This is a genomic window from Pseudomonas sp. Irchel s3b5 (assembly GCF_900187435.1).
Classification (GTDB): domain Bacteria; phylum Pseudomonadota; class Gammaproteobacteria; order Pseudomonadales; family Pseudomonadaceae; genus Aquipseudomonas.
This window is the reverse complement of sequence record NZ_FYDY01000007.1, coordinates 21,544-44,677: the sequence shown is the minus strand read 5'-3', so window position 1 is coordinate 44,677 and position 23,134 is coordinate 21,544. Positions and strand designations below refer to the sequence as shown.

Annotated in this window: 18 protein-coding genes, 3 tRNA genes and 3 pseudogenes; 1 reads left to right on the top strand and 23 read right to left on the bottom strand. The window is 57.7% G+C overall.

All coding sequences use genetic code 11. The annotated features are described in order from the left end of the window. The 20 genes and pseudogenes from CKW15_RS28470 to rlmE form a co-directional block, all read right to left on the bottom strand. Positions 1–468, bottom strand: a pseudogene (locus tag CKW15_RS28470) (S-type Pyocin); the annotation flags it as partial. A gap of 240 nt (positions 469–708) precedes the next feature. Next, a complete protein-coding gene (locus CKW15_RS28715; RefSeq protein WP_256580340.1) occupies positions 709–1,068 on the bottom strand; it encodes a hypothetical protein in 360 nt (119 codons plus the stop codon). Continuing rightward, positions 1,061–1,525, bottom strand: a pseudogene (locus CKW15_RS10120) (DUF927 domain-containing protein); the annotation flags it as partial. The gene CKW15_RS28715 and the pseudogene CKW15_RS10120, both read right to left, overlap by 8 nt. Positions 1,526–1,600: 75 nt before the next feature. Continuing rightward, entirely contained in the window at positions 1,601–2,815 is a 1,215-nt protein-coding gene (locus CKW15_RS10115; protein WP_095058453.1) for a tyrosine-type recombinase/integrase, read from the bottom strand. 168 nt (positions 2,816–2,983) lie between these two features. Further along, positions 2,984–3,059, bottom strand: a tRNA-Thr gene (locus CKW15_RS10110). A gap of 215 nt (positions 3,060–3,274) precedes the next feature. Further along, positions 3,275–5,380, bottom strand: coding sequence for a polyribonucleotide nucleotidyltransferase (gene pnp, locus CKW15_RS10105; protein ID WP_008088348.1), 2,106 nt, complete (start codon positions 5,378–5,380; stop codon positions 3,275–3,277). A 205-nt stretch (positions 5,381–5,585) separates the two neighbouring features. After that, on the bottom strand, positions 5,586–5,855 hold the full coding sequence (gene rpsO / locus CKW15_RS10100) for a 30S ribosomal protein S15 (protein WP_003177875.1): 270 nt from the start codon (positions 5,853–5,855) through the stop codon (positions 5,586–5,588). Between the two features lie 142 nt (positions 5,856–5,997). After that, positions 5,998–6,915, bottom strand: coding sequence for a tRNA pseudouridine(55) synthase TruB (gene truB, locus CKW15_RS10095; protein ID WP_095058377.1), 918 nt, complete (start codon positions 6,913–6,915; stop codon positions 5,998–6,000). Between the two features lie 3 nt (positions 6,916–6,918). Further along, positions 6,919–7,320: a 30S ribosome-binding factor RbfA gene (gene rbfA / locus CKW15_RS10090; RefSeq protein ID WP_053154395.1), complete on the bottom strand. Its 402-nt coding sequence runs from the start codon at positions 7,318–7,320 to the stop codon at positions 6,919–6,921. 159 nt (positions 7,321–7,479) lie between these two features. Next, the gene (infB, locus tag CKW15_RS10085; protein WP_095152081.1) at positions 7,480–10,005 is read right to left on the bottom strand and encodes a translation initiation factor IF-2; all 2,526 of its coding nucleotides are present in this window, start codon (positions 10,003–10,005) and stop codon (positions 7,480–7,482) included. A gap of 27 nt (positions 10,006–10,032) precedes the next feature. Further along, entirely contained in the window at positions 10,033–11,514 is a 1,482-nt protein-coding gene (nusA, locus tag CKW15_RS10080; protein WP_093226792.1) for a transcription termination factor NusA, read from the bottom strand. 59 nt (positions 11,515–11,573) lie between these two features. Then, positions 11,574–12,032, bottom strand: a complete 459-nt coding sequence (gene rimP, locus CKW15_RS10075; protein ID WP_038843818.1) for a ribosome maturation factor RimP — start codon at positions 12,030–12,032, stop codon at positions 11,574–11,576. Positions 12,033–12,170: 138 nt separating this feature from the next. Continuing rightward, positions 12,171–12,247 (bottom strand) — tRNA-Met (locus CKW15_RS10070). Between the two features lie 97 nt (positions 12,248–12,344). After that, a tRNA-Leu gene (locus CKW15_RS10065) sits at positions 12,345–12,430 on the bottom strand. A 22-nt stretch (positions 12,431–12,452) separates the two neighbouring features. Further along, positions 12,453–12,836, bottom strand: a complete 384-nt coding sequence (gene secG / locus CKW15_RS10060; protein ID WP_017336473.1) for a preprotein translocase subunit SecG — start codon at positions 12,834–12,836, stop codon at positions 12,453–12,455. A gap of 4 nt (positions 12,837–12,840) precedes the next feature. Continuing rightward, positions 12,841–13,596 carry a triose-phosphate isomerase gene (gene tpiA / locus CKW15_RS10055; RefSeq protein WP_095058375.1) on the bottom strand — a complete coding sequence of 252 codons (756 nt, stop codon included), beginning with the start codon at positions 13,594–13,596 and terminating at the stop codon, positions 12,841–12,843. A 66-nt stretch (positions 13,597–13,662) separates the two neighbouring features. Beyond that, entirely contained in the window at positions 13,663–15,000 is a 1,338-nt protein-coding gene (glmM, locus tag CKW15_RS10050; protein ID WP_095058374.1) for a phosphoglucosamine mutase, read from the bottom strand. Between the two features lie 16 nt (positions 15,001–15,016). Next, positions 15,017–15,868: a dihydropteroate synthase gene (folP, locus tag CKW15_RS10045; RefSeq protein WP_095058373.1), complete on the bottom strand. Its 852-nt coding sequence runs from the start codon at positions 15,866–15,868 to the stop codon at positions 15,017–15,019. A gap of 8 nt (positions 15,869–15,876) precedes the next feature. Further along, entirely contained in the window at positions 15,877–17,787 is a 1,911-nt protein-coding gene (ftsH, locus tag CKW15_RS10040; RefSeq protein ID WP_095058372.1) for an ATP-dependent zinc metalloprotease FtsH, read from the bottom strand. 202 nt (positions 17,788–17,989) lie between these two features. Continuing rightward, positions 17,990–18,619, bottom strand: coding sequence for a 23S rRNA (uridine(2552)-2'-O)-methyltransferase RlmE (gene rlmE, locus CKW15_RS10035; protein ID WP_095058371.1), 630 nt, complete (start codon positions 18,617–18,619; stop codon positions 17,990–17,992). A gap of 101 nt (positions 18,620–18,720) precedes the next feature. Here rlmE and CKW15_RS10030 point away from each other — a divergent pair, with 101 nt between their 5' ends. Further along, positions 18,721–19,029 carry a YhbY family RNA-binding protein gene (locus CKW15_RS10030; RefSeq protein WP_007942889.1) on the top strand — a complete coding sequence of 103 codons (309 nt, stop codon included), beginning with the start codon at positions 18,721–18,723 and terminating at the stop codon, positions 19,027–19,029. A 42-nt stretch (positions 19,030–19,071) separates the two neighbouring features. Here the strand turns inward: CKW15_RS10030 and CKW15_RS10025 are convergent. The 3 genes and pseudogenes from CKW15_RS10025 to carB all read right to left on the bottom strand — a co-directional run. Continuing rightward, positions 19,072–19,298 (bottom strand): annotated as a pseudogene (locus CKW15_RS10025) (MFS transporter); the annotation flags it as partial. A gap of 28 nt (positions 19,299–19,326) precedes the next feature. Continuing rightward, positions 19,327–19,803 (bottom strand): transcription elongation factor GreA, encoded by a 477-nt coding sequence (gene greA / locus CKW15_RS10020; protein WP_053154907.1) that lies wholly within the window; start codon positions 19,801–19,803, stop codon positions 19,327–19,329. Between the two features lie 2 nt (positions 19,804–19,805). Further along, positions 19,806–23,027, bottom strand: a complete 3,222-nt coding sequence (gene carB, locus CKW15_RS10015) for a carbamoyl-phosphate synthase large subunit (protein WP_095058370.1) — start codon at positions 23,025–23,027, stop codon at positions 19,806–19,808. Positions 23,028–23,134 lie beyond the last annotated feature (107 nt).

The following is a 23,134-nucleotide window of genomic DNA, read 5'->3' as shown; positions in this document are numbered from 1 at the left end:
GGCGCCGATGGCCATTGCAATCGCCGTAGAAGCGTCAGGCAGCAGCATCGAAGCTGCCACCATGACCGTCCCAAAATTGGAGGCAGGCTCCGGGGTCGCGCCTGCCTCGGTGCGACACCAGTTTTCAGTGGTGCAGGACTTCGCAAAAACTTGGTCGGTGCGTGCTTTCGGACGCGGCCAATCTTCCTTGGCTGCCAGGTAAATGGGTTCTGGCTCTGGCTCCGGTCTGGCGTAATAGCCGCCGCTACCCCCGCCACCTCTGGGGGGATCGTCGACCAACAGAAAATCCCCACGACGGACGGCCTCAATGATTTCGTCTTTGCTGGCGAAACGAGATCCAATCCGTACATTACTCAGCCCGTCAATGGTGAGGCCGCCCCGATCCAAACCGTCACGCACCATTTTGGCGGCGGTGTCTGGATCGACGGTGCGTTGCAGGCCTCCATCTGATTTATTTATCAAACGCATTGCAGTCCCTTTGATTTTGTCCCGTCGGCGACTTTGCGGGCGAAGGACAGACGCCATCAATGAAAGGACTATTGCGGCGCGTTACTGGCGGACGCCACGAAAACCACACCATAGCCACCGTGCAGAAAATCGCGCTCCTTTTTTGGATTGAAGCCATACGAATTCAGCGCGGCCATTGCACTTCACCCCGGCTCATTGCGGCTCATTGCATTTAAACGCGCCCCCAGTCGACCGAATCGACTAGGAGCCGCTCAACACGTCATAGCCGCGGCGCAAGACGGTCCGGGCTTCGCAATGGATGGTGTTGTGCAACCGATGGGCAATGCAATCAGGACACTTCATCAGATGCCCCAGGTACGCGTCACGGGCGGCGCACCAGGTCGCGGAAAATCTCGGCGCGCTGGGCGGTGCTGGCTGCTCTAGGCGTGGGCCTCGCTCAATTGGCGGCGGTGAGGTCCAGCCATTGGAGCGGATCAGTTCAACTGCCAGGTACGGCGCGGCAATTGAGCACTGTTCGGCGTCTTCGTTGGTGAGTTTGCCGGTTGCCGCCAGTTGCTCTGGCGAGCATTCCAGCAGCCACGCTACGCGGGCCAGTGACATCCCAGCTTGAGGCGAATACCGCGGGATCGCCCCATACCGTGGCGCTGATGAGTTACGCCAGGGACTTGCCCTTGGAGCTATCACCGACCAGGTGCACGCCGCCACCGTTGACACCGACCAGGCTCAACAGCGGGCCAGCCAGGGCGCAACCGATGGCCAGGGTTAACACCGGATTGCCCAAACACTTGGTGGCAATCCGTGCCTGCCACTGCACCAAGTCGCCCTTGGCCGTGAACAGTGCCGGAGCCTGGCCGCTGGATTGAAAGCGCACAGTGTCGCTGCCAATGGTGCGCCCTGGCAGCACAAACGCGCCGGACTCATGCCAACCTGGCCGGGTGGTGGTGGCCAGTGTTAACGGCGGCTCTTGCTCCATCAGATACTCCATGAACGCGCCGCGCTTTTTAAGCGCGATCAGTACGCCCATGGCAAACAGGCTGCGCCTGGCGTCTTCACCGCTGCGCGCTGTTCGCCCCGTCGGGCTAGGCTGGCCGTGATTGATTCTATCCTGTTGGCTGCCTTTCCTGGCGGCTTGTCAGGCGCGCCGCCCAAAGTTTCCTGGCACGACGTTGCTGCCGCTTTCCAGGGTGTCCAGGTAGTCCGCGTACCACTGGAGCATTTTTTGACGCCCTTCCAGGTACTGCGCATGGTTGTAGGTGCCGCGCACTGTGTTTTTGTCGGTGTGTGCGAGCTGAGTTTCAATCCAGGCGCTTAAGTAGCCTTGGTCGTGCAGGATGGTTGACATGGAGTGTCGGAAGCCATGGCCGGTGGCCTTTCCGTCATACCCGCACGCTTTCAAAAGCTGATTGATTGCGGCCTCGCTCATTGGCTTGGCCGGATCGTTTCGGCCAGGGAAAGCCAACGTATATCCGCCTGAAATAGTCTGCAATTCACGCAAGGTTTCGAGCGCCTGGCGAGACAACGGCACGAGGTGCGTGCGACGTTTTTTCATGCGCTCGGCGGGTATCGTCCAAGTCGCGGCTTCAAGGTCGAATTCGGCCCACGGTGCGGCGCGAAGCTCGGACGTGCGGACCCCTGTCAACATAAGCAGGCGCGCGGCGAGTCTTACCAACTTGCTCCCGGCATAAGCGTTGATTGCTTTCAGAAGCGGGGGCAACTCGTTGGCGCGTAGGAACGGGTAGTGCTCGGCGGTGGGGGCTTGTAGCGCGCCGCCAATGTCGCCTACGGCGTTATATGTGGCCCGCCCCGTGGCGATGGCGTACCGATAAACCTCGGCGCATCGCTGGCGAACTTTTCGCAGTTTCTCCAGCGCGCCACGGGCCTCAATCTTGCGAAACACTGCCAGCCATTCAAGCGGCTTTATTTCGTCGATTGGCCTGGCGCCGATGTGAGGGAACACGTCGTTTTCAAATGCGGTCATTGTGTCCGCCGCGTATCCCTCGGACCAATTGGCCGACTTGTGCTGGTGCCATTCCTTGGCTAGCGCTTTGAAGGTGTTTGCACGGGATGCGGTGACTCCCAGGCGTGCGAGCTTGCGTTCTTGTCCGGGGTGTTTGCCTTGCTTGACCAGTTGGCGAGCATCGGCTGCCATTTGGCGCGCCTGAGCAAGTGTCACATGGGCCAGGGTGCCTAGTGATATGTGGGCCTGTTTGCCGTCCAGCCGAAAGCGGAACCGCCAAGACTTTCCACCGGCTGGGCGTATCCATAGAAAAAGGCCGTCACCATCAGGCAGGCCGTAATCAGTTGCGCGTGGCGTTGCCGCCTTCACTTGCAAGATGGTCAGGGGCATCCAGTGAGTACCTATAAACATTATTGAACAGGCAACGTGCTCACTAGAGCACTCATTTAGCAAGCGCACGCTATGCACCGCTATGAACCCCCAGAAACAACAAACCCCGCACTAGGCGGGGTTTTGCGTGGTGCTTGGAGCCGCTGGAGCCTTCCAAAAACACTTGATTGGTGCCCGAGACAGGAATCGAACCTGCGACCTTCGCGTTACGAGTGCGCTGCTCTACCGGCTGAGCTACACGGGCGGTGGGCTAAACCTAGCACTGACCATAGAGTCAGGCAACTTCGCTCGCTGTAAAAACAAAAAGATCGCAGCCTTCGGCAGCTCCTGCATGAGACCGCGCGTAGGCGCTGCCGAAGGCTGCGATCTTTTGATCTTCCCGCACACATAAAAAAATGCCCCGCAGCTTTCACTGCGGGGCATTTTTTACAACGTTGAAGCGGTCAGGCTGGGGGTCGATTAAACGCCCGAAGCCTTGGCTGCTGCTACGTCTTTGATGGACAGCTTGATACGGCCGCGGTTGTCCACGTCCAGTACCAGTACTTCCACTTCCTGGCCTTCTTTCAGGATGTCGGTCACTTTCTCAACGCGAGCGTCGCTCAGCATGGAGATGTGAACCAGACCGTCCTTGCCCGGCAGAATGTTGACGAATGCGCCGAAGTCGACGATGCGCTCAACCTTACCGACGTAGATCTTGCCGATCTCGGCCTCGGCGGTGATACCCAGAACGCGCTGACGAGCAGCTTCTGCCGCTTCCTTGGTTTCGCCGAAGATCTTGATCGAACCGTCGTCTTCGATGTCGATCGAAGCCTTGGTTTCTTCACAGATCGCACGAATGGTCGCGCCGCCTTTACCGATGACATCACGGATTTTGTCGGTGTCGATCTTCATCGCGATCATGGTCGGAGCGTTGGCCGACAGTTCGGTACGCGACTGGCCAATGATCTGGTTCATCTGGCCGAGGATGTTCAGGCGCGCTTCCAGGGCTTGGCCCAGAGCGATCTCCATGATCTCTTCGGTGATGCCCTTGATCTTGATGTCCATCTGCAGTGCGGTGACGCCTTTGGCGGTACCGGCTACCTTGAAGTCCATGTCACCCAGGTGGTCTTCGTCACCCAGGATGTCGGTCAGGACGGCGAATTTCTCGCCTTCTTTAACCAGACCCATGGCGATACCGGCAACCGGCGCCTTCATCGGTACACCAGCGTCCATCAGGGCCAGGGAAGCGCCGCAAACGGAAGCCATCGAGCTCGAACCGTTGGATTCGGTGATTTCCGATACCACGCGGATGGTGTACGGGAACACGTCAGCGGCAGGCAGCATGGCCGAAACCGAACGACGGGCCAGACGACCGTGACCGATTTCGCGACGACCAGCACCACCCATGCGACCACACTCGCCTACCGAGAACGGAGGGAAGTTGTAGTGCAGCATGAACGGGTCTTTTTTCTCGCCTTCCAGGGTGTCCAGCAGTTGTGCGTCACGGGCGGTGCCCAGTGTTGCAACGACCAGAGCCTGGGTTTCGCCACGGGTGAACAGGGCCGAACCGTGGGTCTTTGGCAGAACGCCGACTTCGATGTTCAGCGGACGTACGGTCTTGGTGTCGCGACCATCGATACGTGGCTTGCCGTTTACGATGTTTTCGCGAACGGTGCGGTATTCGATTTCGCCGAATGCCGCTTTGACTTCGCTGGAAGAAGGCTGGCCTTCTTCACCGGACAGCTTGGCAACCACCTGATCCTTCAACTCACCCAGGCGAGCATAACGGTCGGCCTTGATGGTGATGGTGTAAGCCTGGGAGATAGCGTCGCCGAACTCGGCGCGGATAGCGCCCAGCAGTTCGGTGGCTTCTGGAGCCGGAGCCCAGTTCCAGGTTGGCTTGGCAGCTTCAGCAGCCAGTTCTTTAACGGCGTTGATCACAACCTGGAACTCGTCGTGAGCAAACAGTACCGCACCCAGCATCTGGTCTTCGGTCAGCTCTTTGGCTTCCGATTCAACCATCAACACAGCGTCCGAAGTACCGGCAACGACCATGTCCAGGCTCGAAGCAGCTTGCTGCTCGTAAGTCGGGTTCAGCAGGTAGCCGGTGCTTTCGTGGAACGCAACGCGGGCAGCGCCGATCGGGCCATCGAAAGGAATGCCGGAGATAGCCAGGGCTGCCGAGGTACCGATCATCGCAGCGATGTCCGGATCGGTCTTCTTGCTGGTCGAAACGACGGTGCAGACTACCTGCACTTCGTTCATGAAACCTTCCGGGAACAGCGGACGGATCGGACGGTCGATCAGTCGGGAAGTCAGGGTTTCTTTCTCGGAAGGACGGCCTTCGCGCTTGAAGAAACCGCCAGGGATCTTACCGGCAGCGTAAGTCTTTTCCTGGTAGTGAACAGACAGAGGGAAGAAGCCCTTGCCTGGATCGGCTTGTTTTGCACCGACTACAGTCACCAATACGCTGACGTCGTCGTCAACGGTGACCAATACTGCGCCGGAGGCCTGACGGGCGATACGGCCAGTCTCGAGGGTAACGGTCGACTGACCGAACTGGAATTTTTTGATTACCGGGTTCACGGTGTCCTACCTTCTTTGTGGCTCTTGGGGAACTGGTTTCTTGCGAAATTCTTGGGCAACGCCGGGAATCGGCCCGACTGGATTGTCCAGGTGTTACTCGGGTAAAGCAGGTATCCAGATAAAACTTGAGGCTGGGAGCCTGCCATGCGCCAGCGGGAAACCCACTGGTGCACGACAGACAACCAACCTCTAGCGCAATCGCTTATTAGCGACGCAGACCCAGGCGACCGATCAGAGTCTGATAGCGACCCAGATCCTTGCCTTTCAGGTAGTCCAGCAGCTTACGACGCTGGTTAACCATGCGGATCAGACCACGACGGGAGTGGTGATCTTTACCGTTGGCCTTGAAGTGACCTTGCAGCTTGTTGATGTTGTGGGTCAGCAGTGCAACTTGCACTTCTGGCGAACCAGTGTCACCAACAGCTTGCTGGTAGTCAGCTACGATTTGAGCTTTTTCTTGAACGTCGAGAGCCATGAGGCAATCCTTTTATCAGGAAACTGTTTCAGAAAAACAGTTTCAACAGGCCAGGGACAAATCCCTGTATCTAAAAATGAGTAGTGACCGTGCCTGTTAACAGCCACCCTCGCCAGCCCGCTGTTACACAGGCTGGTTCCGGTCATTCTGACCGAATCAGTCGACGCGGCGCGATGCGCCCGTCTTCGCTCACTTCACCGATACCGATGAAGCGACCATTGTGATCCTGTACCCGTACCATGCCGAACTTCGGAGCATCCGGGGCACGTACCGGCTGGCCGTTGAGCCAGTAGAACGCGCTCGCTTCCGAGAACTGCAGCAGTGGCCAATCCAGCAGGCCGCTGTCCGATGGCATCAGGAAGCGATCGACCGCTTCATTGCCGCCTTCGGCATGTACCGCTTCCAGCTCTTCGAGAGTCACCGTCTGCGCCAGGGTGAATGGCCCGGCCTGGGTACGTCGCAGTTCTGCAACGTAAGCGCCACAACCGAGTTGCTCACCGATATCCTCCACCAGGGTGCGGATATAGGTGCCTTTAGTGCAATCCACCGCCAGCCGCGCAGTATCACCTTCGAAGGCCAGCAATTCCAAGCGCGTAATAGTAACAGAACGCGGTTCGCGCTCCACTACTTCGCCTGCACGAGCCAGCTTGTACAGCGGCTGGCCATCACGCTTGAGTGCCGAGTACATCGGCGGTATCTGACTGATTTGCCCACGAAATTTCGGCAATACAGCCTCGACATCGGTGCGACCAACGGTCACCGGGCGCTCCTGCAAAACTTCGCCCTCGGCATCCGCCGTGGTCGTGGTCTTGCCCAGTTGCGCCAGGGTTTCGTAACCCTTGTCGGAATCAAGCAGGTACTGCGAGAACTTGGTGGCCTCACCGAAGCACAACGGCAGCACGCCGGTGGCCAAGGGATCGAGACTGCCGGTGTGGCCTGCTTTCTCGGCATTGAGCAGCCAGCGAACCTTCTGCAAAGCCGCGTTGGAGGTAAACCCCAGCGGCTTGTCGAGCAGGATGATGCCGCTGACGTTACGACGGATACGTTTGACCTGAGCCACCGATTACTCCTTGGTGTCTTCGGGTTCTGCGGCAACCAGGTTCTGGTTGTCTTCAGCCACTGCGCGCTCGATCAACGCCGACAGATGCGCACCACGCACGACGCTTTCGTCGTAGTGGAAGTGCAACTGTGGAACGCTGCGCAGCTTCATCTCACGGGCCAACTGCATGCGCAGGAAACCGGCGGCGGAGTTGAGCACCTTGATGCTTTGTGCAATTTCTTCAGCGCTGTCCTGGCCCATCACAGTGATGAAAATCTTGGCGTGACCAACGTCACGGCTGACTTCCACAGCGGTAATGGTGACCAGGCCGACGCGCGGGTCTTTGACTTCACGACGGATCAGTTGTGCCAGCTCGCGCTGCATCTGATCGCCGATACGTTGGGTACGGCTATATTCTTTTGCCATGTCTTGTTACCTGTTACTGCCCCACGGTGAAACCCGTGTGGTCTGAAAGCGGCAAACGCCCGGCCTGACAGAAGCCAGACCGGGCGTTGCGTTTAGAGTCCGGGTGACGAACTGCGCATTTGCATGCGCATGCCCATCACGGCTCTTGAAGTGCGCGAGTTAGAGGCTGCGAGCAACCTGCACCTTCTCGAAGACTTCGATCTTGTCACCGACTTTAACGTCGTTGTAGCTCTTCACGCCGATACCGCATTCCATGCCGGCACGTACTTCGGAAGCGTCATCCTTGAAGCGGCGCAGGGATTCCAGCTCGCCTTCGAAGATAACGATGTCTTCACGCAGTACACGGATTGGACGGTTACGGTGCACAACACCTTCGATAACCATGCAACCGGCGATCGCACCAAACTTCGGCGAACGGAACACGTCACGCACTTCGGCGATACCCAGGATGTTCTCGCGAACATCGCTGCCGAGCATACCGGTCAGGGCTTTCTTGACGTCTTCGATGATGTCGTAGATCACGTTGTAGTAACGCATATCCAGACCTTCCTGCTCGACGATCTTGCGCGCGCCGGCATCGGCACGCACGTTGAAGCCGAACAGTACAGCGTTGGAGGCCAGTGCCAGGTTGGCGTCGGACTCGGTGATACCACCGACACCGCCACCCACTACACGCACTTGCACTTCGTCGTTACCCAGGCCGTTCAAGGCACCGTTCAACGCTTCCAACGAACCACGGACATCGGATTTGAGGACGATGTTGAGCGTCTTCTTCTCCTCCTGACCCATGTTTTCGAAGATGTTTTCCAGCTTGCCTGCGTGAGCACGGGCCAGCTTGACTTCGCGGAACTTGCCTTGACGGAACAGAGCCACTTCACGGGCTTTCTTCTCGTCGGCAACCACGCTCATCTCGTCGCCAGCGTCCGGGGTACCGTCCAGGCCGAGGATCTCGACAGGGATGGCCGGACCGGCTTCCTTGATTGGCTTGCCGTTCTCGTCGAGCATGGCACGTACACGACCATAGTTCGAACCGACCAGGACCATGTCGCCTTGGCGCAGGGTACCGTCTTGAACCAGCACGGTAGCCACCGGGCCACGGCCCTTGTCCAGACGGGACTCAACCACGACACCACGGCCAGGAGCCGATGGCGTTGCGGTCAGTTCCAGGACTTCGGCTTGCAGCAATACAGCTTCGAGCAGCTCGTCGACGCCAGTACCCATCTTCGCCGAAACCGGTACGAACGGCGTGTCACCACCCCACTCTTCCGACGTCACGCCGTGAACCGACAGTTCGCTACGGATGCGATCGAGGTCAGCACCAGGCTTGTCGATCTTGTTCACTGCAACAACCAGTGGAACACCGGCCGCTACTGCGTGCTGGACAGCTTCAATGGTCTGCGGCATCACGCCGTCGTCCGCTGCAACCACCAGGATCACGATGTCGGTCGCCTTGGCACCACGGGCACGCATTGCGGTAAACGCGGCGTGACCCGGGGTGTCGAGGAACGTCACCATGCCACGGTCGGTTTCAACGTGGTAAGCGCCGATGTGCTGGGTGATACCACCGGCTTCGCCAGCAGCAACCTTGGCACGACGGATGTAGTCGAGCAGGGAAGTCTTACCGTGGTCAACGTGGCCCATTACGGTCACGACTGGCGCACGGGAAACGGCCTCGCCTTCAAACTTCAGGGACTCGGCCAGGGAATCTTCCAGGGCGGTGTCGCTGACCAGGGTCACTTTGTGGCCCAGCTCTTCCGCAACCAGTTGGGCAGTTTCCTGATCCAGTACCTGGTTGATGGTCGCTGGAGTACCCAGTTTGAACATGAACTTGATGATTTCAGCAGCCTTGACCGACATCTGCTGAGCGAGATCGCCAACAGTGATGGTCTCGCCGATCTTCACTTCGCGCACAACAGGGCCGGTTGGGCTCTGGAAACCGTGGGCGTTGCGTTTCTTCAGCTTGGCCTTGCCGCGACCACCACGACGGAAGCTATCGCTTTCTTCGTCGGTAGTACGTGGGGCAACGCGTGGAGCCGGAGCCTTTTCCTTGACCGAAGCACGATGCGGAGCGTTTTTGCGCTCGCCATCGCCGCTACCGCGACGACTGTTATCGTCGGCACGTGGCTTGTCCGGGCGACGCTGTTCGTCACGCTTGCGGGCATCGGCCGCAGGTGCCGGAGCGGCTGCCGCAACCGGCGCGCTGTCACGCACTGGCTCGGCCACCGCAGCAGGCGCTGCAACAGGTTCGGCTTGAGCGTTTGACGCACCAGCAGGCTGGCGACGCGCTTCTTCTTCGGCGCGACGCTTGGCTTCTTCTTCAGCCTTCTGACGTGCAGCATTTTCTACTGCGCGACGTTCGTCCATTTCACGCTTGCGCTCGGCTTCGATTTCTTCCGGGCTGCGCTGCACGAAGACTTTCTTCTTGCGCACTTCAACGCTGATGCTTTTGCTGCCAGCAACACGCAGGGTGCTGGTGGTTTTACGCTGCAGCGTAATCTTGCGTGGTTCTTCCACTTTCGCCTTGTGGCTGCTTTTCAAGTGAGTCAGCAACGATTGCTTCTCACTGTCAGTCACATTTTCTTCGGCGGCGGTGTGCGGCAGACCTGCCTCACGCATCTGCTGCAACAGGCGCTCTACCGGTGTTTTGACCTCATCGGCCAGTTGTTTCACCGTGACTTGCGTCATGCACTTCTCTCCTCAGGCCGCGCCTAATTACTCGAACCAGTGGGCTCGGGCGGCCATGATCAACTTGCCGGCACGATCATCGTCAATGCCGTCGATGTCGAGCAGGTCGTCAATAGACTGCTCGGCCAGGTCTTCGCGGGTAATTACGCCGCGCACCGCCAGTTCCATCGCCAAATCCTTGTCCATACCCTCAAGCGAGAGCAGGTCTTCGGCCGGATGGGCGTCTGCCAGCTTTTCCTCAGTAGCGATGGCTTTGGTCAACAAACGATCCTTGGCACGAGCGCGAAGCTCGTTGACGATATCTTCGTCAAAGCCGTCGATGTTGAGCATTTCTTCCAACGGTACGTAGGCAATCTCTTCCAGGCTGGTGAAGCCTTCATCAACCAGAACCTGAGCCAGTTCTTCGTCGACTTCCAGCTCGTCGATGAAGTTGCGCAGGATGTCGCCGGTTTCTGCTTGCTGCTTAGCCTGGATGTCCGATTCGGTCATCACGTTCAGGGTCCAGCCAGTCAACTGGCTAGCCAGACGCACGTTCTGACCACCGCGACCGATGGCCTGAGCCAGATTGTCTGCGCCAACGGCGATGTCCATTGCATGGGCATCTTCGTCAACGATAATTGCCGCAACCTCCGCCGGGGACATGGCGTTGATCACGAACTGAGCCGGGTTGTCGTCCCACAGGACGATGTCCACACGCTCACCGCCCAACTCGCCCGACACTGCCTGGACGCGCGAACCGCGCATACCAATACAAGCGCCCTGCGGGTCGATGCGTTTGTCCTTGGAGCGGACGGCGATCTTGGCGCGCGAACCCGGATCACGGGAGGCAGCCATTACTTCGATCAGGCCTTCAGCAATTTCCGGCACTTCGATACGGAACAGCTCGATCAGCATTTCCGGCGCGGTACGCGACAGGATCAGCTGCGGGCCGCGGTTCTCGGTGCGGATTTCCTTGAGCAGCGCACGCAGACGCACGCCAACCCGGAAGGTTTCACGAGAAATGATGTCTTCACGGGCCAGCAACGCTTCGGCGTTGTTGCCCAGATCGACGATCACGTTGTCGCGGGTCACTTTCTTCACGGTGCCAGAGATGATCTCACCCAGGCGCTCGCGATAAGCGTCAACAACCTGGGCGCGCTCGGCTTCGCGAACCTTCTGCACGATGACTTGCTTGGCAGTCTGTGCAGCGATGCGACCGAATTCGATGGACTCGATTTTCTCTTCGACGACATCACCCACCTTGGCGCCAGGATGCGTTTCAGCAACCTTGCTCGGCCAGGTTTCGATAGCTGGATCGTCCAGGTCGTCTTCTTCGACGACTGTCCAGCGACGGAAAGTCTCATAAGCACCGGTGTGGCGATTGATTTCCACACGCAGATCGACTTCGTCCTCAAAACGCTTTTTGGTAGCGGTGGCCAGAGCCAGCTCCAGCGCTTCAAAAATCACGTTTGCCGGTACACCCTTTTCATTGGATACCGACTCAACAACCAGCAGTACTTCTTTGCTCATCGTACGCCTCGCCTTTCGCAAGCCATTGGATCCGCGGGATCCGCAGTATCTGGCACGCCTCAGTCAAAACTGGGAATAATGTTGGCCTTGTCGATCATATCGATCGGCAACAGGAACTCATGGTCTTCCACCTGCACCACGACATCCTGCTCTTCTACGCCGCGCAGAAGGCCCTGAAAGTTGCGTCGTCCTTCAAAAGGCGAGCGCAGCTTGATCTTCACTTGTTCACCGGCAAATTTTGCAAACTGCTCAATAGTGAACAGAGGGCGTTCCATGCCAGGCGAGGAAACTTCAAGGGTGTACTCAACGGAGATTGGATCTTCAACATCCAGTACACCGCTGATCTGACGGCTGACAATGGCGCAATCGTCCACCAGCACACCGCCCTCTTTATCGATATAAACGCGCAACATCGAGTGACGACCCTGAGCCGAAAACTCGATACCCCAGCATTCATAGCCTAGGGCCACGACCACCGGGGCCAGCAAGGCCTGCAACTCTTCTAGCTTGCTCGACACCTGAACCCCCTAGTGCATGTATGTGCATGCTATGCAAAATAAAAAAATGGGCGAAACGCCCATCCTTGAAACGCCGTCGAACAGCGGCGTTGAAAGTGTCCAGCTAACAAAAAGCCCCTTAAAAGGGGCTCCTTAAACTGGTTGCGGGGGCCGGATTTGAACCGACGACCTTCGGGTTATGAGCCCGACGAGCTACCAGACTGCTCCACCCCGCGACAAAGCTGGGGCGGAAGTATACGACCGATCCCCTACAGGGTCAATGTAACCTTCCACCTGCAAGAAAGCCCGCAACAGCGGGCTCTCCTGACTAATTGGTACCGAGAAGGGGACTCGAACCCCTACACCCTATGGGCACAACCACCTCAAGGTTGCGTGTCTACCAATTCCACCACCTCGGCAAAACTACGTTTGAAACCCTTCTTACTTCTGCTCTTGAGCTGGAGGTACGTCAGTCGCTGGAGTAGCCGACTTTTGCTCTTGAAGCACCGGGACATCATCAGAAGCCGGTTGTTGCTTTGGAACTTCCAACACTGCTGGATTTGGGAGACCTACTTGAGTCAGCTGGTGAGCTTTCTCTTTAGCAAAGTAACCTAACCCTAAGCTGGTTATGAAAAAACCTGCGGCAAGTATAGCAGTAAACTTACTAAGAAAGGTAGAGGAACCTTGGCTTCCGAACACAGTATTTGAAGCACCTGCTCCGAAAGACGCGCCAGCATCCGCACCTTTACCCTGCTGCAGCAAAACCAGAGCAACTACGCCCAATGCACCCAGCAGATGAAAAACGACTACGACTGTTTCCAGCATTTTTTCAGTTTCCCGCGGCGCGACAGATCGCACCGAACTCATCTGCATTCAGGGAAGCCCCACCAATGAGACCCCCATCGATATCCGGCATGCCGAACAGTTCGACCGCATTGGCCGCCTTCACGCTGCCGCCGTATAGAAGCCGCACACCTTGTGCGACTTCAGAATTCTCTGCCGCCAACTGAGCGCGGATGGCTGCGTGCACATCCTGCGCCTGTTGCGGCGAAGCAGTCAGCCCGGTGCCAATGGCCCAGACCGGCTCGTAAGCGATTACTGCCTTTGCAAACACACCGACACCCAGCTCCTCGATGATGCTGCCAAGCTGACGCGAGACAACCTCTAGAGTTTTTCCGGCTTCACGCTGCTCCAGGGTCTCCCCTATGCACAGCACCGGAATCAAGCCACTTGCCTGTGCCGCTGCGAACTTGCGAATCAGCATTCCGTCCTGCTCGCCCATAATCTGGCGGCGCTCGGAGTGCCCAACAAGCACCAGGGAACAACCTGCATCCACTAACTGACTCGGCGCAATCTCACCGGTCAACGCACCTTGCATGGCTTCCACCGCAGCATTCTGCGCGCCGACCGAAATCGACTTTCCTTCCAAACCATCAATCACTTGATTGATATGCAGGCAAGGCGGGAATACCGCTACATCAACATCGCTCGGCAAGGCCAATTGACGAAGGCCATTGATCAGCTCAGCGACGCTGGCGCGGGTACCGTGCATCTTCCAGTTACCAGCTACCATAGGGCGACGCATGCTGTACCTCGTCGGTCAAAGTGGGCGCAGATGTTACCCAACACAATCAAGACTGGCAAGCCGAATTCAGGCAGAAACTTCAGCAACCAGTTTCGCCAGCTCTTCGGCATAGCCACGAACCTGTGTTTCGTCTTCGCCTTCGACCATGACACGCACCAGCGGTTCGGTCCCGGACTTGCGCAACAGTACTCGCCCACGCCCCGCCATGGATTTCGTCACTCGCTCACTGGCCTCTTTGACCAATGAATGCTCAAGGGGGTTTGCACCGCCATCGAAACGCACATTGATCAGCACTTGGGGACACTTGCGCAGTGTCTGGCGGGATTGCGCCAGACCTTCTTCGCGAGTCTTCAACGCCATCAATACCTGCAACGCTGCAATGATCGCGTCACCGGTGGTTGTATGACTGAAGCACACGACATGCCCCGAGTTTTCGCCACCCAAAATCCAGTTACGCTCAAGCAGCTCGGCAATCACATACCGGTCACCGACATTCGCGCGCACGAATGGAACACCCAGATCCGCCAGGGCCAGCTCCAGCCCCAGATTACTCATCAGCGTTCCAACCACGCCACCTTGCAGCTTGTCGCGCTCATGAAGATCACGGGCAATGATAAACAGCAACTCATCGCCATCCACTACAGCACCTGTGTGATCAACCATCTGCACTCGATCGCCGTCACCATCGAACGCAATACCCAGATCAGCCTGCTCAGCCACGACAGCAGCCTGCAATTGACCCATATGGGTCGATCCGCAGTTTTCGTTGATATTCAGACCATTTGGTTGCGCGGACAGGACGACAACTTCGGCCCCCAGCTCACGAAAAACACTCGGCGCCACTTTGTAGGTTGCACCGTGCGCACAATCGATCACGATTTTAAGGCCGGTAAAACTGGTACCGGTTGGCACGCTGCTCTTGCAGAACTCAATGTATCGACCGGACGCGTCGTTGATTCGCGAAACCTTGCCGATCTTGCTCGACTCCACAACGGTCATTGGAGTGTCGAGTAGTTCTTCGATCATATGCTCGATTTCATCCGGCAGCTTTGTGCCCTTGCCGGAGAAAAATTTGATGCCATTGTCATCATGCGGGTTGTGCGACGCACTGATCACGATGCCGGCTTCGGCATGAAAAGTACGTGTGAGGTATGCAATCGCCGGCGTCGGCATCGGACCCAGCAGCAACACATCAGCGCCAGCCGACGTAAGACCGGCCTCAAGCGCGGATTCAAACATGTAACCGGAGATCCGCGTGTCCTTACCTACCAAGACCTTGCAGGCACCCATTTTCCGGAATGCCATGCCGGCAGCCCAGCCGAGCTTAAGCATGAAGTCAGGAGTAATCGGATACTCGCCGACACGGCCACGAATACCATCGGTGCCAAAGTATTTTTTGCTCATAAGGACTCCATCATTCTTATTCGGCTGATTCCACTGCGGCAATCATCCGCACCACATCCACTGTTTCGGCGACATCATGGACGCGCAATATACACGCCCCCTTTGTTGTAGCCAGCGCCGCGAGCGCCAGACTACCAAACAGTCGCTCTCCTACCGGACGACCCAACGCCTGCCCAATCATGCTCTTTCGCGAAACCCCGACCAACAGGGGCCGCCCCAAGGCATGCAAGGCCTCCATATGCTTGAACAAGCTTAGATTGTGCTGCAACGTCTTGGCGAAGCCAAAGCCAGGATCGAGGATGATCCGCTCTGGAGGAATACCCACCAAAGAGCACTGCACCATGCGCTCGGCGAGAAACGCACCCACGTCTTTCGTAACGTCCTGATAATGCGGATTGTCCTGCATATCGCCAGGCTCACCGAGCATATGCATCAGGCAAACCGGCAGTCCGGTGGCTGCCGCGGCATCCAGCGCGCCATCACGACGCAACGAACGCACATCATTGATCAAACCGGCACCCAAGCGTGCCGTTTCGCGCATGACCGAAGGCGTGGACGTGTCGACCGAGATGATCACATCCAATTCGCGACTGATGCGCTCAACGATAGGCGCTACGCGCTCAAGCTCCTCAAGTAGCGATACCGTCTTCGCACCTGGACGCGTGGACTCGCCCCCGACGTCGATCAGCGTTGCCCCAGCTAAAACCATGGCTTCAGCGTGACGCAGCGCCGCGTCGAGCTGGCTGTACCGCCCACCGTCGGAGAAGGAATCGGGAGTGACATTGAGAATGCCCATGACATGCGTCTGGGCCAAATCAAGAACCCGGTTGCCGCAAGGCAACCGGGTCGAGGACTGAACAGAAGTCATTTCAAACCTTAAACGTCAGCAGCCGGACCGCCAATAGGTGTTTCCGGACGCTCGTCTTGCACGACCGGAGGGGTTCCGGAAGTGCCAGTGCCACCCGACCAGTCGCGAGGTTCGCGAGGTGGTCGACCTGCCATGATGTCGTTGATCTGCTCAGCATCGATCGTTTCATACTTCATCAGGGCATCGGCCATGGCATCAAGCTTGTCACGGTTGTCCGTGAGGATCTGCTTGGCAGTGCCGTAACACTGATCGATGATGCTGCGCACTTCGGAGTCGATCAACTTGGCGGTCTCACCGGAGAAGCTCGCGCCCTGACCACCACCGCCACGACCGAGGAACACCTCGCCCTCTTCTTCGGCGTACATCAGCGGACCGAGTTTTTCCGATAGACCCCACTTGGTCACCATGTTCCGCGCAATCTGGCTGGCGCGCATGATGTCGTTGGAAGCACCGGTGGTAACACCATCGACGCCCAAGGTCATTTCTTCAGCGATACGCCCCCCGTACAACGAGCAGATCTGGCTGATCAGTGCACGCTTGGACAGGCTGTAACGATCTTCTTCCGGCAGGAACATGGTCACACCCAGCGCGCGACCGCGCGGAATGATCGACACCTTGTAAACCGGATCATGCTCTGGCACGACGCGACCGACAATGGCATGGCCTGCCTCGTGATAAGCGGTGTTCTGCTTTTCTTTCTCGGACATGACCATGGACTTGCGCTCAGCGCCCATCATGATCTTGTCTTTGGCCAGTTCGAACTCTTTCATCTCGACGATGCGCTTGCCGGCACGGGCAGCGAACAACGACGCCTCGTTCACCAGATTGGCCAGATCGGCACCGGAGAAACCAGGCGTACCACGAGCGATCACTGCCGGAGCGACGTCGTCACCCATTGGCACTTTGCGCATGTGGACTTTGAGAATCTGCTCACGACCACGGATATCCGGCAAACCGACCACGACCTGACGGTCGAAACGGCCCGGACGCAGCAATGCAGGGTCGAGTACGTCAGGACGGTTGGTCGCTGCGATCACGATGATGCCGTCATTCATTTCGAAGCCGTCCATCTCTACCAGCAACTGGTTGAGTGTCTGCTCCCGTTCGTCGTGACCGCCGCCCATACCGGCACCACGGTGGCGACCAACAGCGTCGATTTCATCGATGAAGATGATGCATGGCGCGTGTTTCTTGGCCTGTTCGAACATGTCGCGAACGCGGCTGGCACCAACACCGACGAACATTTCGACGAAGTCGGAACCGGAAATGGTGAAGAACGGCACTTTGGCTTCGCCGGCGATGGCCTTGGCAAGCAAGGTTTTACCGGTACCCGGAGGACCGACCATCAGTACGCCACGAGGAATCCGGCCGCCCAGACGCTGGAACTTGCCCGGATCACGCAGGAACTCGACCAGTTCACCTACTTCTTCCTTGGCTTCGTCGCAACCGGCAACGTCAGCCAGGGTAGTTTTCACCTGATCTTCGGAGAGCAGGCGTGCCTTGCTTTTGCCGAAACTCATCGGCCCGCCCTTGCCACCAGCGCCACCCTGCATCTGGCGCATGAAGAACATGAACACGGCGATGATCACCAGGATCGGGAAGCTTGCGACCAGGAGCTGGGTCCAGATGCTTTGCTGTTCAGGCTGCTTGCCTTCGACCACGACATGGTTATCCACCAGGTCGCCGATCAGGCCATTGTCCTGGATCGCCGGACGAATGGTCTTGAAGCTGTCGCCATCGCTGCGCTTGCCGGTAATCACGTAGCCGTCAACCGCTACGCGCTCGACCTTGCCATCCTTGACCTGCTGGATGAAGTCGGAATAGTTGAGGGTCTGCGGCTCATTAGGGCTGGAGAAGTTGTTCATCACTGTCACCAGGACAGCCGCGATGATCAACCACAGGATCAGATTCTTTGCCATATCGTTCAATTAACTACCCTCTGAAGCAAGCGCCGCTGATGGCGCGCGCTTCGCATGATATTCACCGGCCTAACTTACTACATTACCTACAACTTGGCAGGCGCCGTCTGTAACCCTTTGTGAAACACTTCCTACACAATATTCGCTAATTCTTACAAGGCGAAATACGAAAATCCTATCGCCCCGGTCGAAAAACCTCGTTTTACTCGCTACGACCGCGGTAACCCCAAGCCAGCATGTATTGCTCGCGGGAACTGCCACGGGAAGAGTCTGGCTTGATCATCTGGACCTTGTCGAATTTCTGACGAGTGCCTTTCACGTAAGCATCGAACCCTTCGCCCTGAAAAACCTTGATCACGAAATTGCCACCCGGCTTGAGTATCCGCTCCGCCAAATCAAGCGCCAGCTCGCAAAGAAACATGGCTTTTGGCATGTCTACTGCAGGCGTACCACTCATATTGGGGGCCATATCGGAAATCACAAGGTCCACCTGCGAATTACCCACGGCCTCAAGGATCTGGGCGAGCACTTCATCCTGAGTGAAGTCACCCTGGATGAAAGTGACGTCCGGAATGCTGTCCATTTCCAGTATGTCCGAGGCGATCAAACGCCCCTGGCCACCAATCAGCCGGCTAGTGACCTGCGACCAGCCACCGGGGGCCGCACCCAGGTCGACAACGCTCATACCTGGACGGATCAGCTTGTATTTCTCCTGGACCTCCAGGAGTTTGTAACTCGCACGCGAGCGGTAGCCATCCTTCTGCGCCTGCTTCACATAAGGATCATTGACATGTCTTTTCAGCCAACCAAGGCTTGTCTTGGAACGCGCCATTGGGCACCTCGATAATAAGGGTCGTGATTAATTGGGCGGATCCACGAGCCCTCGGGTAAAATGGCCGCCATTTTACAGAATCCAGACGAAAGGGTCAGATTATGCCGCTCACTCAAGAGCAGAAGAAACAGTACAAATCCATTGGCCACCATCTGAAACCAGTTTTGATTGTGGCTGACAACGGTTTGACTGAAGGTGTGTTAGCCGAACTTGAACGCGCTTTGGCGGATCACGAGCTGATTAAAATCAAGCTCAACATCCTCGATCGCGAATCGCGCCTGGCGTCCATTGCAGAACTCTGCAAGGTCGGCAAAGCGGATCTGGTTCAAGTCATCGGCAAGATGGCACTGATTTACCGCAAGAACTTCAGCGTCAACAAGCAGCTGTCGAACGTTCATCGCTTCAAGTGATGGCAAGGGTCAAGGGTGTGCTTCGCGCACCCTGCCACTCCACCCACGAAAATCCCGCCATAGACTGACAAGGCCCTCGGCCTCGATCAGCACCAAAGCCTGAAAAATCACGCACGCTGCGGCTAACCTCACCATCAGCGCCTTCAGCATGCCGTAAATTCGTCGATCAGCAGCGGCGCCAGGCCAATTCGGCCCAGCACCGGTAGCAAACCGATGTGCAACAACCATAAGCCGCCGACCCACAACATCTGGGCCAGCTGCCAAAGCATGGCACCCGCAAGAAGCGAGCGCCGGCCTTCAGATGTGGCGAACTTCGACAATCTCGTACTCGATAACGCCACCAGGCGTCTTCACCGCCACGACATCACCCTCTTCCTTGGCAATCAAGGCGCGAGCCAATGGCGAACCGACCGAAATCTTGCCGAGTTTGAAGTCAGCCTCGTCCTCACCCACGATGTGGTAAGTGACGCGCTCATCCGTCTCAACATTGGCGATCTCGACGGTCGTGCCAAAAATCACTTTGCCGGTGTGAGGAATGGTCGTGACATCGATGACAACCTGATTCTGAATCCGGCCTTCAATGTCACGGATCCGCGCCTCGACCATGCCCTGCTGTTCGCGAGCAGCGTGGTATTCGGCGTTTTCCTTCAAGTCACCCAACTCGCGGGCCGTACCGATGTCTTGGCTGAGCTTCGGACGGACGACCTTGGTCAGGTGAGCATGTTCTTCTTCCAGGGCGCGAGCGCCCTGAACAGTCATTGGGTACTTGGTTATGCTCATGCCTTCAATCCTGCGTGTAGATCCTGCAAGCGACGCACGGTCTTCTCTGGACCGAACTTGAGCGCTTCGCAGATGGCTTCGCCAGCAGCAATGGTGGTGGTGCAGTAGATCTTGTGCTGCAGGGCATTTCGACGAATGGAGTACGAATCAGCGATCGACTGACGACCTTCGGTGGTGTTGATGATCAGCGTGACTTCGTCATTCTTGATCATGTCGACCACGTGCGGACGCCCTTCCGTCACCTTGTTCACACGACGCACTTTCAGGCCTGCGGCTTCGATCAGCTTGGCAGTACCGGCAGTGGCAACCACTTCGAAACCCAAGTTGATCAGATCACGGGCTACGCCTGCAACCAGTGGCTTGTCGTCATCACGTACGCTGATGAACGCAGTGCCGCCAGTTGGCAGTACTTCGCTGGCACCCATCTGGGCCTTGGCGAATGCTTCACCGAAAGTGTCGCCCACGCCCATCACTTCGCCGGTCGACTTCATCTCTGGGCCGAGGATCGGGTCAACGCCAGGGAATTTGGCGAATGGGAACACCGCCTCTTTCACGCTGTAGAAGTTCGGAATGATTTCCTTGGTGAAGCCGATTTCCTTCAGGGTCTTACCGGCCATGACGCGAGCCGCGATCATTGCCAGGGAAACACCGATACACTTGGACACGAACGGCACAGTACGGGAAGCACGCGGATTGACTTCGATGACGTAGATGTCGTCGCCTTGCAGCGCCAGCTGTACGTTCATCAGGCCGACCACGCCCAACTCCAGGGCCATTTTCTTGACCTGGTCACGCATCTCGTCCTGGATGTGCGCAGGCAGCGAGTACGGCGGCAGCGAGCATGCGGAGTCACCGGAGTGAACGCCGGCCTGCTCGATGTGCTGCATGATCGCGCCGATCACGACGTCTTTACCGTCGCAGACCGCATCCACGTCCATTTCGATGGCGCAGTTGAGGAAGTGGTCGAGCAGCACCGGGCTGTCGTTGGACACTTTCACCGCGTCACGCAGGTAGCGCTTGAGCTCTTCTTCTTCGTAAACGATTTCCATCGCGCGTCCACCCAGTACGTAGGATGGGCGTACGACCAGCGGGTAACCGATCTTGCTGGCGGCACGAATTGCTTCGTCTTCGCTGCGCACGGTGGCGTTTGGCGGCTGACGCAGGTTCAGACGTTCAACCATTTGCTGGAAACGCTCACGGTCTTCGGCACGGTCGATCGCGTCAGGGCTGGTGCCGATAATTGGCACGCCAGCGGCTTCCAGGGCACGAGCCAGTTTCAGCGGAGTCTGGCCGCCGTACTGGACGATCACGCCTTTCGGCTTCTCGACGCGGCAGATTTCCAGCACGTCTTCCAGGGTTACCGATTCGAAGTACAGACGGTCGGACGTGTCGTAGTCAGTGGAAACAGTTTCCGGGTTGCAGTTGACCATGATGGTTTCGTAGCCGTCTTCGCGCAGTGCGAGGGCAGCGTGTACGCAGCAGTAGTCGAACTCGATACCTTGACCGATACGGTTCGGGCCACCGCCCAGAATCATGATCTTGTCGCGACCCGACGGCGCGGCTTCGCACTCTTCTTCGTAAGTCGAATAGAGGTAAGCGGTGTCGGTGGCGAACTCGGCGGCGCAGGTGTCAACGCGCTTGTAGACCGGGAACACTTCCAGCTTGTGACGGTGAGTCCGCAGGTTCTTCTCGGTCACGCCCAGCAGCTTGGCCAGACGCTGATCGGAGAAGCCTTTGCGCTTGAGGCGGAACATCAGGTCTTTGTCGATAGCCGACAGACCCAGGGTCTTGACCTTCTCTTCGTCCTTGATCAGATCTTCGATCTGCACCAGGAACCAAGGGTCGATCATGTTCATGCCGAAGATTTCTTCGACGGTCATACCGGCGCGGAAGGCGTCAGCCACGTACCAGATACGCTCGGCGCCCGGCACGGTCAGTTCGCGCTTGAGCACGCTCATGCTTTCCGGATTGCTCAGGTCGAGCTTCTCGTCCAGACCGCAAACACCGACTTCCAGGCCGCGCAGGGCTTTCTGCAGGGATTCCTGGAAGGTACGGCCGATGGCCATGACTTCACCAACCGACTTCATCTGAGTGGTCAGGCGCGCGTCAGCTTTGGCGAACTTCTCGAAAGCGAAGCGCGGCAGCTTGGTGACGACGTAGTCGATGGATGGCTCGAAGGACGCCGGGGTCTTGCCGCCGGTGATGTCGTTCGACAGCTCGTCGAGGGTGTAACCCACGGCCAGCTTGGCCGCGACCTTGGCGATCGGGAAACCGGTGGCTTTCGAGGCCAGCGCCGAGGAGCGGGATACACGCGGGTTCATCTCGATCACGACCATGCGGCCGGTATCCGGGCAGATACCGAACTGCACGTTGGAACCGCCGGTTTCAACGCCGATCTCGCGCAGTACCGCCAGGGAGGCGTTACGCAGGATCTGGTATTCCTTGTCAGTCAGGGTTTGCGCTGGAGCCACGGTGATCGAGTCACCGGTGTGCACACCCATCGGGTCGAAGTTTTCGATCGAGCAGACGATGATGCAGTTGTCCTTCTTATCGCGGACAACCTCCATCTCGTACTCTTTCCAGCCGATCAGCGATTCGTCGATCAGCAGCTCTTTGGTCGGCGACAGGTCCAGACCACGGGCGCAGATTTCTTCGAACTCTTCACGGTTGTAAGCGATACCGCCACCGGTGCCGCCCATGGTGAAGGACGGACGGATGATGCACGGGAAGCCGAGCTTCTCGAGGACCGCATTGGCCTCTTCCATGCTATGGGCGATACCGGACCGCGGGCAGTCCAGGCCGATGGATTTCATCGCCTTGTCGAAACGCGAACGGTCTTCAGCCTTGTCGATGGTGTCGGCGTTGGCACCGATCATTTCTACGCCGAACTTCTCCAGAACGCCTTCGCGCTCCAGGTCCAGGGCGCAGTTCAGAGCGGTCTGGCCGCCCATGGTCGGCAGCAGCGCGTCCGGACGTTCTTTCTCGATGATCTTGGCGACGGTCTGCCACTTGATCGGCTCGATGTAGGTGGCGTCAGCCATGGCCGGGTCGGTCATGATGGTGGCCGGGTTGGAGTTCACCAGGATGACGCGATAGCCCTCTTCGCGCAGGGCTTTACAGGCCTGGGCGCCGGAGTAGTCGAATTCGCAGGCCTGGCCGATTACGATCGGGCCAGCGCCGAGAATCAGGATGCTTTTAATGTCTGTACGTTTTGGCATGGGTTTGTCACTCAAATCCGCAGGTCAGTCGGCAAGCCGTCTTGTTCAATCTCTGAAGCCTTGAGGGGGCCACCGGTGTCGGGACCACCCTCAAGCTTTGCTACATC